15 protein-coding genes and 2 riboswitches are annotated in these 13,963 nt (G+C 45.7%); all 15 genes read left to right on the top strand.

What is annotated here, in order from left to right:
• The first annotated feature begins 144 nt into the window (after nucleotides 1–144).
• The 15 genes from H580_RS23590 to kdpA all read left to right on the top strand — a co-directional run bounded on the left by H580_RS23590 (nucleotide 145) and on the right by kdpA (nucleotide 13,961).
• Nucleotides 145–1,098, top strand: coding sequence for a glycosyltransferase family 2 protein (locus H580_RS23590; RefSeq protein WP_028594115.1), 954 nt, complete (start codon nucleotides 145–147; stop codon nucleotides 1,096–1,098).
• Nucleotides 1,099–1,103: 5 nt separating this feature from the next.
• Complete coding sequence (locus tag H580_RS0106830; protein WP_051217300.1) at nucleotides 1,104–2,432, top strand: glycosyltransferase family 2 protein; 1,329 nt, start codon at nucleotides 1,104–1,106, stop codon at nucleotides 2,430–2,432.
• A complete protein-coding gene (locus H580_RS0106835) occupies nucleotides 2,429–3,193 on the top strand; it encodes a glycosyltransferase family 2 protein (protein ID WP_245583509.1) in 765 nt (254 codons plus the stop codon). Before H580_RS0106830 ends, H580_RS0106835 begins: the two co-directional genes overlap by 4 nt.
• A 12-nt stretch (nucleotides 3,194–3,205) precedes the next feature.
• Entirely contained in the window at nucleotides 3,206–3,940 is a 735-nt protein-coding gene (locus H580_RS0106840) for a sugar phosphate nucleotidyltransferase (protein WP_028594118.1), read from the top strand.
• A complete protein-coding gene (locus tag H580_RS0106845) occupies nucleotides 3,937–5,100 on the top strand; it encodes a GT-D fold domain-containing protein (protein ID WP_051217301.1) in 1,164 nt (387 codons plus the stop codon). Before H580_RS0106840 ends, H580_RS0106845 begins: the two co-directional genes overlap by 4 nt.
• 20 nt (nucleotides 5,101–5,120) lie before the next feature.
• On the top strand, nucleotides 5,121–6,545 hold the full coding sequence (locus H580_RS0106850) for a glycosyltransferase family 2 protein (RefSeq protein WP_051217302.1): 1,425 nt from the start codon (nucleotides 5,121–5,123) through the stop codon (nucleotides 6,543–6,545).
• 218 nt (nucleotides 6,546–6,763) lie between these two features.
• Nucleotides 6,764–7,057 carry a hypothetical protein gene (locus tag H580_RS0106855; protein ID WP_028594121.1) on the top strand — a complete coding sequence of 98 codons (294 nt, stop codon included), beginning with the start codon at nucleotides 6,764–6,766 and terminating at the stop codon, nucleotides 7,055–7,057.
• Between the two features lie 42 nt (nucleotides 7,058–7,099).
• Complete coding sequence (locus H580_RS0106860) at nucleotides 7,100–7,450, top strand: alpha-helical endospore appendage domain-containing protein (RefSeq protein ID WP_028594122.1); 351 nt, start codon at nucleotides 7,100–7,102, stop codon at nucleotides 7,448–7,450.
• Nucleotides 7,447–7,710, top strand: coding sequence for a hypothetical protein (locus H580_RS0106865; RefSeq protein WP_028594123.1), 264 nt, complete (start codon nucleotides 7,447–7,449; stop codon nucleotides 7,708–7,710). Before H580_RS0106860 ends, H580_RS0106865 begins: the two co-directional genes overlap by 4 nt.
• Nucleotides 7,711–8,025 (top strand): hypothetical protein, encoded by a 315-nt coding sequence (locus H580_RS23595; RefSeq protein ID WP_036604782.1) that lies wholly within the window; start codon nucleotides 7,711–7,713, stop codon nucleotides 8,023–8,025. It abuts the gene before it with no gap.
• 59 nt (nucleotides 8,026–8,084) lie between these two features.
• Complete coding sequence (locus H580_RS23600; protein WP_051217303.1) at nucleotides 8,085–9,218, top strand: CgeB family protein; 1,134 nt, start codon at nucleotides 8,085–8,087, stop codon at nucleotides 9,216–9,218.
• A gap of 27 nt (nucleotides 9,219–9,245) precedes the next feature.
• Entirely contained in the window at nucleotides 9,246–10,406 is a 1,161-nt protein-coding gene (locus H580_RS0106880; RefSeq protein ID WP_051217304.1) for a CgeB family protein, read from the top strand.
• 425 nt (nucleotides 10,407–10,831) lie between these two features.
• Nucleotides 10,832–11,065: riboswitch (cyclic di-AMP (ydaO/yuaA leader) on the top strand.
• Nucleotides 11,066–11,144: 79 nt separating this feature from the next.
• Nucleotides 11,145–11,588, top strand: coding sequence for an HAD family hydrolase (locus H580_RS23605; RefSeq protein WP_245583510.1), 444 nt, complete (start codon nucleotides 11,145–11,147; stop codon nucleotides 11,586–11,588).
• A 75-nt stretch (nucleotides 11,589–11,663) separates the two neighbouring features.
• Nucleotides 11,664–11,851: riboswitch (cyclic di-AMP (ydaO/yuaA leader) on the top strand.
• A gap of 227 nt (nucleotides 11,852–12,078) precedes the next feature.
• Entirely contained in the window at nucleotides 12,079–12,210 is a 132-nt protein-coding gene (gene kdpF, locus H580_RS25770; protein ID WP_084509022.1) for a K(+)-transporting ATPase subunit F, read from the top strand.
• Nucleotides 12,211–12,284: 74 nt separating this feature from the next.
• Nucleotides 12,285–13,961 (top strand): potassium-transporting ATPase subunit KdpA, encoded by a 1,677-nt coding sequence (kdpA, locus tag H580_RS0106895; RefSeq protein ID WP_028594125.1) that lies wholly within the window; start codon nucleotides 12,285–12,287, stop codon nucleotides 13,959–13,961.
• The last annotated feature ends 2 nt before the right edge of the window (nucleotides 13,962–13,963 follow it).

Consider the following 13,963-nt stretch of genomic DNA (forward strand, 5'->3'; position numbering starts at 1 on the left):
AGGCTGGGTGTATGTATACATCCAGCCTATTTGTGTGCGTACATTGGGGAAATCAGGCCGTCTGTACGCTTGCCGTTACCGCGTGCGCATATAACCATACAATATGGATAGCGATACACGAGAAGGCAAGGAGGGAGGATGAGGATGTCTAGATTGAAGCGTGGAAAACGGAGCAGCAGGAATGGCCAAACGAAGCTGCGACGCAAACAAAAACAACGTGCGTCACAGCAGCGTCGAATGAAACGTGCAGGTCGTTCACGCAGTAGTACGAGTTCGGTACGTTATGCTGCAAAAAAAAGCAGCAAGCGATCACTGCTATCAACAGCGGGCACTTATAATTCCTCACATAAACGCAAAGATCATCAGCGCACCCCCGTTGTGTCGGTTATTATTCCTGTTTTAAATGAAAGGAAGACGATTCATCGTGTCGTTCAAGAAGCCCGACGGATCCATCCGTACACGGAGGTCATCGTTGTTTCTAATGGCACGACAGATGGCTCGGATCGTCTGGCAGAGCGTGCGGGTGCCAACGTGCTGCGATACAAGCAAGCGCTTGGACACGATGTAGGCCGTAAGGTAGGAGCAGAAGTGGCAAGAGGTTCGGTGTTGCTATTTATTGATGGGGATATGGTACTTGCTGCGAAGCAATTACGACCATTTGTGCAGGCCATACAGAATGGTACAGATGTAGCGCTGAACCAATATTCTGGTCCACAGCAGAAAAGGGATGTACATCCTGTTGTATTGGCTAAATATGCACTGAATGCACTGCTTCAGCATTCCGAATTGCGTGGTATGTCGATGACAGCAGTACCACATGCCCTGAGCCGTAGTGCTCTGCACACAATCGGAGTGGAGCATCTTGCTACACCACCTGTAGCCCATGCGATCGCTCTGCAAAAGGGATTAAAAGTGAAAGCTTGTACGTATATTCCTGTAGGTAAACTGAATACGCGCCGTGCTCGTTCGACTGCTGCTGATCCATTGAAGCTCGTTGTGAACAATGATCATATGCAAGCAGTTCGTTGGTTGCTTGAGAATACTGACCATCGGGGTGGATTAACGGACTTGAATCGGCAGCGGCAGCAAGTGAGGTGATTAGCATGCAGGTAGCAGCAAATGAGCGGCGCTATAGGCGGCGAGTCGGATTTAGTCGGAAACGAGGAAGAAGAGGAGCTGTGCAGCGGCGTAAGTCACAGTCAACTCTGTCGAAGTCTCATAAGCGAGCCTTTGAACCACGTCATACCCGGCACACTTCTCGTCCGAACCGTAAAGAGCATCTTGCGTCAAGGCGTGTGCAGCGAACGGTTGTAAGTAGACAATCTAGATCAAAGCTGAAGACGATGAAACCAGTACGCAAAGTGGATGAATTGCAAGTATATCGTGGGGGCTCTTCGCAATCACGGTCTGCAGCAAGCCAACTGCTTTATAGCAAACGTTTCCTCCGAGAAGCGGGACATAGAGATGCGACACAATGGGGGCAAGAAGATAGAGAGCTGTCATCCTTGCAACTAACACGCCAAATGAATCAACGTTTTAGTCAGGCTTTGCAATTAGAAGGAGTTTCGTTTCCCCCAGATGCTCATACAAGTTATGCAGATATAATCGCCCTAGGCCGCAGTTATGCTGAGGGCTATGCGGATATTCGTAATGGTGTTGGTGGAGACGTTGTTCTGCTGCCGACAACCATGCGACTTGGTGCGGTTCTATGCGCCTATAACGAACAGGATAGCATTGAGACAACATTGAAGCAGCTTGCTAGGTTGCCGTTGGATGAGATCGTCATCGTCGTGAACGGTTCTGTGGATCGCACTTTTGAGCTGGCGAGAAAGTCATTGCCAGAAGCAATCGTAGTTCATTTTGATAAACCGCTTGGCCATGATGTAGGTCGTGCAATTGGGGCTAAGCTGCTGCAAGTGGACGCAGTATTATTTACAGATTGTGACTTTACAATAGAAGCGGAACAGCTAGGGGCTTACTTGTGGAGTGTCGCTTCTGGGGTAGACGTGGCACTAAATGATATACGACCTTTCATGGATAAGTTTGAACAGCAGGATGGCATCAGTTACTGCAAGCAGTGGCTTAATCAGGAGCTTGGACGCTCTGACTTGGCGATGAATTCATTGACAGCCATTCCTCACGCCTTAAGCAGAAAAGCAATTGACAAGATCGGCTATGAAGCATTATATGTGCCACCTAGAGCACATGCTCTGGCTGTGCTGCATGGCTTACACGTACAAACGGCTTGCGCGGTCGACGTAATTACCCAGAATCGTTTGCGTACAACGAACATCGGTGTAGGAAATCCAGTAGCCCAGCTTATTATCGGTGATCATATGGAAGCGTTGGAAGCGGTGTGGAACTGGAAGCGGGAAGAATTGAATGCCGTACAATCGGTCCGCGCAGATATTGCTTGGAGGAGGAATACATGATGGCTCTCCTGCAAGAAAAAGCTCTTTTAACAAGTATCGTTATACCAACCTACAACCGCTGTGAGCTGCTTCGTTCCTGTATTGAAGCGATCCAGACATACACCCATATACCCTATGAAATTATTGTCGTAGATAACGGTTCCACAGACCGTACGTTAGCGTATTGTCTAGAGGAAGGGATTACTTGCATATCTCTGCCGTCCAATACAGGCTTTCCATATGCGTGTAATGCTGGGATGCGCTTAAGCTCTGGGGACGTTGTTGCTTTGTTGAACAATGACGTGATTGTCGCTCACCGTTGGTTGGATCAGCTGTTGGCAGCTCTGATGTCAGAACCGCAGATTGGTATTGTCGGCCCGGTAACGAATTATGCGAGCGGCAAGCAGCAAGTGCAGCACCCTTACGATACAATGGAACAATTCCAACATATCGCCTATAGCGTGAATCAAAAGCCCGATCCGTCCAAATGGCTTCATGTACAGCGTGTTGTGGGGTTATGTTTCGTTATGAAGCGCGCTGTTATGGAGCGAGTCGGTTATTTGGATGAACGCTTCAGCCCTGGTCACTATGAAGACGATGATTATTGTCTACGAGCCAAAATGAACGGCTTTCAACTGGTTGTGTGTGAAGATGCGCTTGTTCATCATTACGGCAGTCATAGCTTCAAAGAGCATGGCCAAGAACAGTTGAATCAATTGATTGCACGGAATTATGATCGCTTCAAAGAAAAGTGGAACATAGACCCGCACCAGTTCATTTAAGGAGGGAGAAAGGTGAAAGGGATCATTCTAGCCGGTGGTACAGGTTCGCGCTTGCTGCCTTTAACAAAGATGATGAATAAGCACCTAATTCCGATAGGCAAGTTTCCGATGATTTACTATGGGATTGAACGAATGAAGGAAGCGGGGATCACGGATCTGTTTATTGTAATTGGCAGCAAATCCGTACCTTTATACGCGGACTTCATCGGAAGCGGTCAGTCTCTAGGTGTACATGTATCATTTTTAATCCAAGAGGAAGCGGGAGGAATTGCTCAAGCATTATCTTTAGTTGAACCTTTTCTAGCTCCGAATGAACGTTTTGTTGTGCTGTTAGGTGACAATTTATTTCACGATAGCTTAAAGCCCTATCTACAGCAATTCGAAAGCCAAGGTGACGGTGAGGCACGGGTGCTGCTTAAAAAAGTAAAGGATGCGCATCGTTATGGGGTTCCTGTGCTGGATGAACTAGAACCTGAGCGTATTATTAAAATAGAAGAAAAGCCGCGCAAGCCCAAATCTAGCTATTGTGTCACAGGCATTTATATGTACGATACAGCTGTTTTTGAGCACATTCGCCATATATCACCTTCTGCTCGTGGTGAGTTAGAAATAACAGATGTGAATAATGCCTATGCGTCTAAAGGCTTGCTGCAATTTAATATTTTGAATGGGTGGTGGACGGACGCTGGAACGTATGAATCGTTGTATGCTGCACGTATTAAACTTGGAAGGAGAGGTAAGCGATGAGCGCTGCTGCAGCTTCTTCACAGCGTCAGCGGCGTGCTGCTGTCAAAGAGAAAGGATTCCGCAAAAGACGTCGTGTGATGAAGCGTGTAAGTAAACGGAGCAAAGGTGACAAGAATGCGCGAAATAGATGGCGCTCCCGTAAACACAGCCCACATGCTCGCCGTTCCTCTAATTTGAAGCGACAGTATACGTCTCCCTTGCCTGAAGGTGCTGCTATCGAATTGCTCCCCGATTATACTCCATCCACTGTTCACGAGCCCTCGCCTTCTTCTTTAACCGACAAGGAGAATCTCTCAACTGAACCTGCTAACGTACAGGTCGAACCAAAAATAGAGACAGAAAAAACATATAGAAAAGCCTATATGAAAGGAAAGTACGATGGAGGAGAAGCTTTGCTGCAACAGCTTATTCCAGAGCATCTTATTTTACCGGATATTTCATTAGACCATATTATTTCTTTGGGATTCGAACAAGTTAAACATCTTCTTCTGCCTCTTACTGATCCTTTTGCCATCTTTGTTGATATGAAGCAAGCGCTGTTGGAGGGGAGACCGCTATCGGTCGTTAGACTTGGAGATGGAGAATTATTGGCATTAGCCCATGATCGTCTTATATCCTCTCAAGAAATTCGTGATCACTCCCCGTTCGTTGCCACATCTGGTATGACCGTGCCTGATTACAAAGGGCGTGAAGCGCTGGCGGAGTCGGTAAGAAGAGCTACTTATGTAGGCATTCCTATTTCGAGACTTCCTTACTTTCAAGGTCTTTTGTATCCAGTTTGTCGCGAGTACAGTCTATCTTTGCAGCATATGCGAATTACCTATTCGACGGTGAATTATTTAATCGCTCAGCTTGGATATTTGCAACAGCTATTGCAAGGCAGAAATGTACTACTTATCGGCAATGCAGCTCAACCATTAGGGAAGTTACTTTCGAAGCGGGGAGTTATCATTAGCGGCATGATTGCTTCAGTATCAGGAATGAAGGATATTCCTCGTGTTATGAGGGAAGCAGCCTCCATCACCTTTGATATTGCATTAGTGTCGGCAGGCATTCCCGCTGTTATTATCGCGGAACGTATCGCTTCTGAGCTAGGTAAGGTTGCTTTGGACTTCGGTCATTTAGCAAATAGGCTAGCAGAAGGACAGATGAGTTTTTAGCGAATGTTCATGAAACGGAGGTGGACGTATTGTCACGACTATCTCAGCAGCATAGGCGTAGCGGCCAGGGCCAGCGTAACCGCAAGCTGCGTAGTACGCCATTAAAACGCTCTAATTCGAGACGTAGACTGGCTAAAGAACATTACAAAAAAGGATATGCGGCAGGCTATCAAATGGGCATTGCTTCAGGCAAGGAGCAATTCGACCATCATATAGAGGGAACTAGCATTATTATTCCGACTTACAACAAGTTGAACTTGCTCAAACAATGTATCGCTAGTATTCAGCAGTATACATCAGAGGCACATGAAATTATTGTAGTGGACGATGCGTCAACGGACGGAACAGCTGCCTATTTGCGCAAGTTGTCAGGGCAGATTCGCTATCATATACACGACAAAAATTACGGGTTTGCAGGCTCTATGAATACCGGTTTGAAAATGGCAAAAGGAAACACGATATGTTTGTTAAACAATGATATTATCGTAACAACGAATTGGCTAGGTAATTTGCTGCACTGCTTAGAAAGTGATCCTGCGATTGGTATGGTTGGTCCCGTAACCAACTATATTAGCGGGGAACAACAGATTGAGGTTTCCTATAGTACGAATCAAGAAATGCAGCAATTCGCAAGGCAGCACAATGAGCAGGACGCGAGCAAATGGAAATTCGTTGAGCGGATAGTCGGTTTTTGTATGCTTTTTCATAAATCATTTTTTGAACAGACCGGCTACTTAGATGAAGGGTATAAGATCGGAAACTTTGAGGATGAAGACTTCGTCATTCGTACACGATTGGCAGGTCGAAAGTTGGCGATTGCTGGTGATTGTTTCATTCATCATTTAGGCAGTCAAAGTATGAGGGAGCTTGGCGAGCAGCTGCAAGAAATTTATAAAAAAAATGAAGCCTTCTATGAGCAGAAATGGAGCAATCCTTACGAGTGGGTTCAGCGAGTAACGGAATGGTCCGAGTCTCAAGCCGTGTTTAAGGAAGGCGAGTTGGATACAGTTGCCTCCCGGAGAGCTATTTCCTTTTACCCGACCCATGTGGCGGTTACAGGATTGAATGGGACTGTTTATTGGGTGGAGCAGGGGATTAAGTATCCGATTCGAGGGGCATACCCATTTCCTACGGTTAAGCTGTCTCAAATTGAGCTATTGTCCTGGCCGACAGGTTCGGATATAGAAGCTGATATAGCGGCTGAGAAGTGGCGGGGAACGATGACTCTTGACGACACGATACCTGATGGAGGGGTGTTTGTTACAGAGAGCGGTCATTGGTTTCAACGAGATGGAAATACATGTCGCATGTTGATAAGCGAATATGTGCTTAAGCGTTGGAAGCTGAATGATAGGGTGATGTCACGATCAGGGGTTGAGAAATCGCAGTTGGTAGAGGGGCTGCCGATCATGGCTGCACCAGTCCTCGTAAACGGAAATTTGTGATGGGAATAAAGTCGACTTGAGCATGCAGGCTGCAGCGGAGTTTTCAGGTCTGCATGCTGGTCGATAGATAATGATTTTATATCCAAGGGCAATTGATAGGCAGATGACGGTGAGCTTTAGCACGGAAGTGGCATATCGTATATCAATCTAGAACGAAATAGAGGCAGCAGTTCTATTATGGGCAAAGTGGACCATTGAATTGAACGGAGGAATGACCTATGAAGCCTGAAGATAAAGTGAATGAAATTATTGTCCATATGGCTCACACGCATAATCAGATGGCAAAAATATTGCAGGCAAAGCGTCAGGTGGCCGTTAGAATGTCACAACTCGTTCATGCTGTTCCGGATGAGCTTCCTCAAGTCGAGCATATATCTGAGGTAAAGGTACAATCAGGACAAGTTACTCGTTGCCTCATCGATTATATGATGAGTATTGCTGAATTAGAAGATGCCATGGCTGATCAATTGAAGTTGGTGTTGAAAGACCTGCATGAGCCCGAAGAAGAATAAAAAAGCAGTTACGTTATTCATTAGCAGTCAGGAGGGACCCATTTGGATCGTGAACATGCCAACATTCGAATTTTGGAATCTATGGCGGACATGCAATGGAATATTGCGATTATGCTGGAAGCCAAAACATTGGAAGCAGAGAAAGTACGTAATTGGCTGCTTAATCACATGATAGCGAGCGACAACGCGAACGACGCTCATGAACAGACGAAGGATGCGCTAGATGTCCATGCTCAAGTGATAGAGGTTATTGCTGGATTAACAAGATTACAACAAAGTTTGAACCGTAATATGCAGACGATTCTTGATCCTGAAGGACAGGATGAACAAGGTGCAGGTCATGCGAATAATGATGGCTTTAAAGGTCAGCTTGATTTGGATGAAATGGCATGAAGCAGCTTCAAGCGCAAGCGCCCAGGCAAGACACTGAGCATGGAGCGAAGTTGAAAGAACAACGCTTTGTCATCGATGATCTTCGGCGCAACTATCGATCAGAACGAGCAGTTTCGGCCCAACTGCATTTGTTGGAGGCGATTGAACGCAGTCAAGCTGCAATAAGTTCGCTGTTAGATCGGTTCTCCCCACATATTGAGCAATTAGACATGTGCAAAAAGGAGAACGTATCGTCCTGTACAAAGGGAGGGATGGAATAGATGAAGAAAAAAAGAGTGAAGAAGAAGCGGAAGGAGTCTACGCAGCGGAAAGCGCGTATTCGGCGTCAGTCGACAAAAGAAAGCGCTAAAAAGACCAAACCTGCCACCGAGAAAGTAACAAAAGGAAGACGTCTGTCCAAGAAGAGAGTACGGACAACGAACTCCACGAGTTCCAAGTTATCAGCCAAATCTAAAAAGCGAGTAAATCATGCGTACGATAAAAGTTATAACGAAGCATTTAATCAAGGTTTTAACGAAGGATTTGCAAAGGGCTTCGAGGATGGGCACCATATCATATACAGCCAGCAAGCTTAATGCAACTTTTATGCAGCAAGACATGAAAATGATTATATGTCTGAATTTCAGGTGATGCCATGCAGCAAGTTAGACAGATAGAACGTGCAAAAGGACGACGGGACGGCTTCTCCATAGGATATAAGCATGGTTATCGCCTTGGTACGGCCGAAGCTGTCGTGTCACAAATTCCTATGATGCCGCCGAAGTTGTCACCGTTGCGAATTCTTTATATTCCACAAGGATTTGAAGCAATTGACCACGGATGCAGCATTGCTTTGAGTAAAATGAGCAGTGCATATGCGGAAGCACATCCCTCCCGACTTGTAGATGAAGCGCAGCGTTTCAAGCCAGATCTCATTGTCGTTCTAAATGCCCTTCATGTATTTCCTCAGGAACATCCTGAACATATCATATGGGCGAAGCAACAAGGTATAAAGACCGCGATATGGTTTGTCGATGATCCTTACTTCACTCAAGACACAGCAGTATTAGCCCCGTATTATGACTTCGTATTCACCCATGAACAGCAATGTGTTCCTTTCTACAAGCAGTTGGGCTGTAGACATGTTTATCACCTTCCTCTCGCGGCAGCAACAGAACGCTTCCGTCCTATTCGGTCAGACTATCGTTATTGCCATGATATTTGCTTTATTGGCAACGGTTTTTGGAATCGGGTAGCGTTTTTTGATAGTTATGCGGATCAGCTTATGAAGTACGATATTTGTATTGCAGGTGGCTATTGGGATCGAATGGTCTCGCATGCTCGTTGGGGGAAGCGGCTTCGTTCAGGGTGGGTTCCTCTAGAGGAAAGTGTTTATTATTACAATTCTTCCAAAATTATATTAAATATTCATCGTCCCCATGAACAAGGGGCTGACAATCGAAATACATTTGACCTTCCTGCACAGTCGATTAATCCTCGCACCTATGAAATTGCTGCCTGTGGTGCATTTCAACTTACCGATGTTCGGAGTGACTTGGCCCAAATGTATACGCCAGGCTGGGATATTGAAACGTTCCAGACAGGCGAAGAACTTATGCAAAAGATTGAATACTACTTACATCATGAAGAAGAGAGGATGCGTATCGCGATGCGCTCTCTTCAAACCACATTTATGCGTCATACGTTTGAGCATCGGGTGCATCATATGCTTGACATCATTGAGAAGGGCTACTCGGTGTCGGTGCCATCGGTAGCATTGTTAAACTGACAAAGCATACAGGGAAGGAGGAATAGGATGGCTGGTGCAACAGCGAAAAAAGGCATAGTCAAGCAATCCCGACCATCATTGCTGCATCAGGTACGGTCAGCTAGCCATAAAGGAGCGCGAGAAGGACACGAACGAGGATACGGAGAAGGGTACTTTCGTGGTAGAGCACAAGCGCTTGTGCATACACTTACTGAACACGCTCCCCAACGCCAATTACGTATTATTTACGTATCATCAGGCAAAGGATTCCCTTATTCACCGCTTGATGAAGCTGTGGTATCAACGATGCAGGCAATGGCTATAGATGTTCGAGTATCGGGACCTAAAGATTCAATAGCTGTAAGTGCTGTGGAATATCGTGCAGACCTAGTCCTCGTTCTAGATGGCATGGATTTTCCAGCCGAGCAGCTTATTGAGCTGAAGGCTCTCGCTATCCGTACCGCTTTATGGATTACGGATGATCCCTATTATACGGATCGGATGTCAGCGGTTGCTCCTCATTATGATTATATTTTTACATTAGAATCTACGGCCATCGAGTACTATCAGTCTTTAGGATGCAGGCAAGTGCATCATTTGCCTTTTGCTGCTTTTCCTGAACATTTTACTCCACGGGCGTCTCCGGCCCCATTTCAATATGACTTTAGCTTTATTGGCTCTGCCTATTGGAATCGAGTTCGCTTCTTTGAGCCAATTATGGATCGATTAATGAAATACAATACTCATTTTTCAGGGTTATGGTGGGATCGGCTTCCTCAATACAAGAAGTATAAGTCATCGATTAAGCTTGATCTTTGGATGGGGCCGAAAGAAACAGCAGAATTTTATAATAGTAGTAAAATTGTAATAAATATGCATAGAGATTTTGATGATCCAACGGTAAACCAAAACTCTCAGCAAATTAGAGCAACCTCACCTAATCCCCGCACATTTGAAATTAACGGATGCGGGGCTTTGCAACTGACAGATGCTCGAAGTGATCTAGCTAGTTTTTATGTGCCTGGAGTTGAACTTGTAACGTACGAAACCCCTACCGACTTGCTGGAAAAAGCGGTCTATTATTTGACCCACGATGAGGAACGTAGAGAGATTGCATTGCGCGGTTTAGCGCGTACGTTGAAAGATCATAGTTATGTGAAACGTCTCCAGCAGTTGTTGGGTATTATATTTGATCGTCAAACAGAGTGAGGAGATTTTACTTTATGGAGCGTGTTTTTTGCCCTCGTCCTAGAACGATTAGGTGGGGGTATTTTTGCTGTCTATGTATGAAGTTGCATTGTAGGTGAAGAATGAGCAAGCCTGTCTATTTTCGATAAGCGGTCTAATTTGATGAATAGCTGATTATCGGCAAATATTTTCGGTTTTAAGAGGATTAACGTTCAAGAAAGCGTTATTATGGGGGTTATTTACGGATTATCTCCTTTTATCTTTCGATTTCATTAAGAATGGAGAAAGAATGAGCTTGAGCGAGGAAATGATATGAAAATAAAAGATTGAAATGGTTTATATGACTGCCATAATTAGGGATTGTCTAAAATGAGCGCTGTGATTTGTTTACAGTCTTTGAGCAGAGGAGTAAGATTCAGTTCAGCAACAGCAACTACATTCCGTAGCGTCTGAAATCGCTGAGTTCCGCATAAGGTGCGGAAGCGGGGGAACCAAATGCAAACGGCTGCCTAACTAAGCTTGAAAGGCCGCAGGTAATCGTTTGTTGGGGTGAATCTAGAGATCGGTACGCAATTCCAGCTTATCGCAGGAATTGGTGCAATTGGTGCCGAGAACTGGTAGGGCAACTCTTCGAGCCCGAATCCGACAGCTAACCTCGTAAGCGTCCGAGGAGAGGCGTGCCTGAATACCGTTATGTATAATGGCGCATTTCGAATGGCCTCACACCCGAAAATGACCGCTGTACGGATTTCAGGAGGAATGAACAAGATGCATAGTGAGGGGCGCATGGTAACCGTATTTGCTCCCAATGCGATGGGGGTTGATTTTTTGAAACAGCTGCGAGGTGCGAATGTACCTGTAGCCGCGATATCGAACAATACCCGGCTAACAGCAAGTATGGAAAAGTTAGGTGTAAAGCATGTTTGCAACGTGCAAACGACATCGCACCGGAAGACAATGGCGCTGCCAGCTGTACCTGTAGGGCGTATGTATGTATTTGAGCAAAGCTTCGCACTGACATGCCGCTTGCTGCAGCAGTGCCGTCCTTGGACGGACGAGATGATTACGGTAATTACGAGACAGAATTATCCGAAGTCGATTTATCGGATGTTGGGCGCAGACATGGTCATTTATACGCAGTCAGACCAAGTGTCGTTTCTGTTGAGTGATTTATTGAGTCAAGACAGCCATCAGCCTGCTTGAATGAGTTTATGATGATCATAGCTTCATATTGTTCGGGTATAGGTGATGATAGAAATACAATCAGATAGCTTTGGGCTTTGCTCATCGCTGAGTCCCTTTATAAGGGAACGGGGGAACCAATCGACATGCATCTGCATGTCTGGGGTGAGTCCGGATGACTGCTCGGCATCCATTGTATAGATGGAGTGTCGAATTCGCATCTGGTAGGGCGACTCTTGCGTCCGAATCCGTCAGCTAACCTCGTAAGCGTCCGTAGAGGCAGCCTTATTTCGTCGTGGATCGATACACGGTTTCTATAGCTGTGTTTATTTGGCCACGCGGAAAGGGACCTCCTTCCGCGTGGCCTTTTTGCGTCCCGACAAGTCAGTATGCTTGCCGGCAAGAGCGAAAATCAAGAGAGCGCAACAGCATCTGACTAGACAAAGGGAGGAATGGTACATGTTCGATGCGGTGATGTGTATTTTACTGTTGATGTTAGGAATTGCAGCCTATGTCGTCATACATTGGTGCTCGCAAGAAATCGATAGATGAGGTGATGGAAATGATGATCGGGCTAGGTATTGTGATTGCAGCACTATTTCTATATTTAGCATACGCACTAGTTAAACCTGAGAAGTTCTAGTTTGAAATGTACATGAACCTGATGCGAAGTGGAATGATCGAAGCGGGGTTAAATCTAGAGAGGTGGAACGAGAGATGACGTTATTAGGCTGGGTATCGATTGGCCTTACTCTACTGCTAGTGCTAGTGTTGGCACGACCAACAGGTATTTATCTAGCACGAGTATTTCATAGTGAAGGGGCACGGATGCCGCTTAACGGTATATTTGGACCGATAGAGAAACTGTTGTTTAAGCTATTTGGCATTAAAGAAACGAATCAGACGTGGAAAAGTTATGCGACAGCACTAATTTTGACGAATGTGTTTATGATGCTGCTTGTTTACACGGTATTACGATTGCAGGGCAGTCTGCCGTTAAATCCGAGCGGCATAGCGGGTATGGAGCCGACATTGGCGTTCAATACGACAATCAGCTTTATGACGAATACGAACTTACAGCATTACAGCGGTGAAAGCGGCTTGAGCTATTTGTCTCAAACGCTGGGCATTACGTTCATGATGTTTACGGCACCAGCGACTTCGCTTGCGATCGCATTTGCCTTTATGAGAGGAATTGCGGGTAAGCCGCTCGGCAACTTCTTTGTTGATTTGGTTCGCAGCATCGTACGTGTGCTAATGCCTATTGCTATCATTGCTGCGATTCTATTTATTGCTTTGGGGACACCACAAACTTTTGCACCGACAGAAACGGTAACCACGCTGCAAGGCGCTGAGCAGCAAATTGCCCGCGGTCCAATCGCTTCCTTCTTATCCATTAAGGAATTAGGCAATAACGGCGGTGGGTTTATGGGGGTGAACTCAGCGCACCCGTTTGAAAATACAAATGGCATTAACAATATGCTTCAAATTGTGCTCATGCTGCTGTTGACGACTTCTCTTCCGTTTGCATACGGTCGAATCGTTGGAAGTGCAAAAGAAGGAAGAGTACTCTTCGTTGCGATGTCGATCATGTTTATGATGATGCTTGGTATTGCAGTGACAGCAGAACAATCAGGCAATCCAGCATTGCATCAGCTTGGTATGTCTGGCCCTAGTATGGAAGGTAAGGAAGTACGCTTTGGTGTAGCACAGTCCGCTTTGTACGCAGTCGTTACGACAGCTTCTGAGACAGGAGCTGTTAACACAATGCATGATACCTTAACGCCGCTTGGTGGATTAGTTCCGTTAGGAAATATGATGCTTAATACGGTATTCGGCGGTGTTGGCGTAGGCTTTGTTAACGTATTGATGTATGCGATGATTGCGGTATTTTTGTCAGGCTTAATGGTTGGACGCACGCCTGAATTTTTGGGACGTAAGCTGGAAATTCGGGAAATGAAGCTTATTGCAGTAACGCTTATTATTCAACCGATATTAATTTTGGTGCCAACTGCGATTGCGCTTGTATTTTACCCTGAGACGATATCGAATGCTGGCTTCCATGGCATTTCACAGGTGCTGTATGAATATACGTCTTCGGCTGCAAACAACGGATCAGGGTTCGAGGGACTTGGCGATGCGACACCATACTGGAATATATCAACGGGATTGGTTATGTTTTTCGGACGCTATATTAGCATGATTACGTTGCTGGCTGTTGCTGGATCGCTTATGGCGAAACGTCCAGTGCCGGTCACATCAGGTACATTTAAGACGAGCAACGCAACGTTCGGTACGATTTTCGTCGGTACGATTCTCATTGTTGGTGCCCTGACGTTCTTCCCGATTCTTGTGCTTGGACCAATTGCAGAACATTTGACGTTGTGGAAATAATC

The organism is Paenibacillus assamensis DSM 18201 (assembly GCF_000422445.1).
Taxonomy (GTDB): Bacteria; Bacillota; Bacilli; order Paenibacillales; family Paenibacillaceae; genus Paenibacillus_B; species Paenibacillus_B assamensis.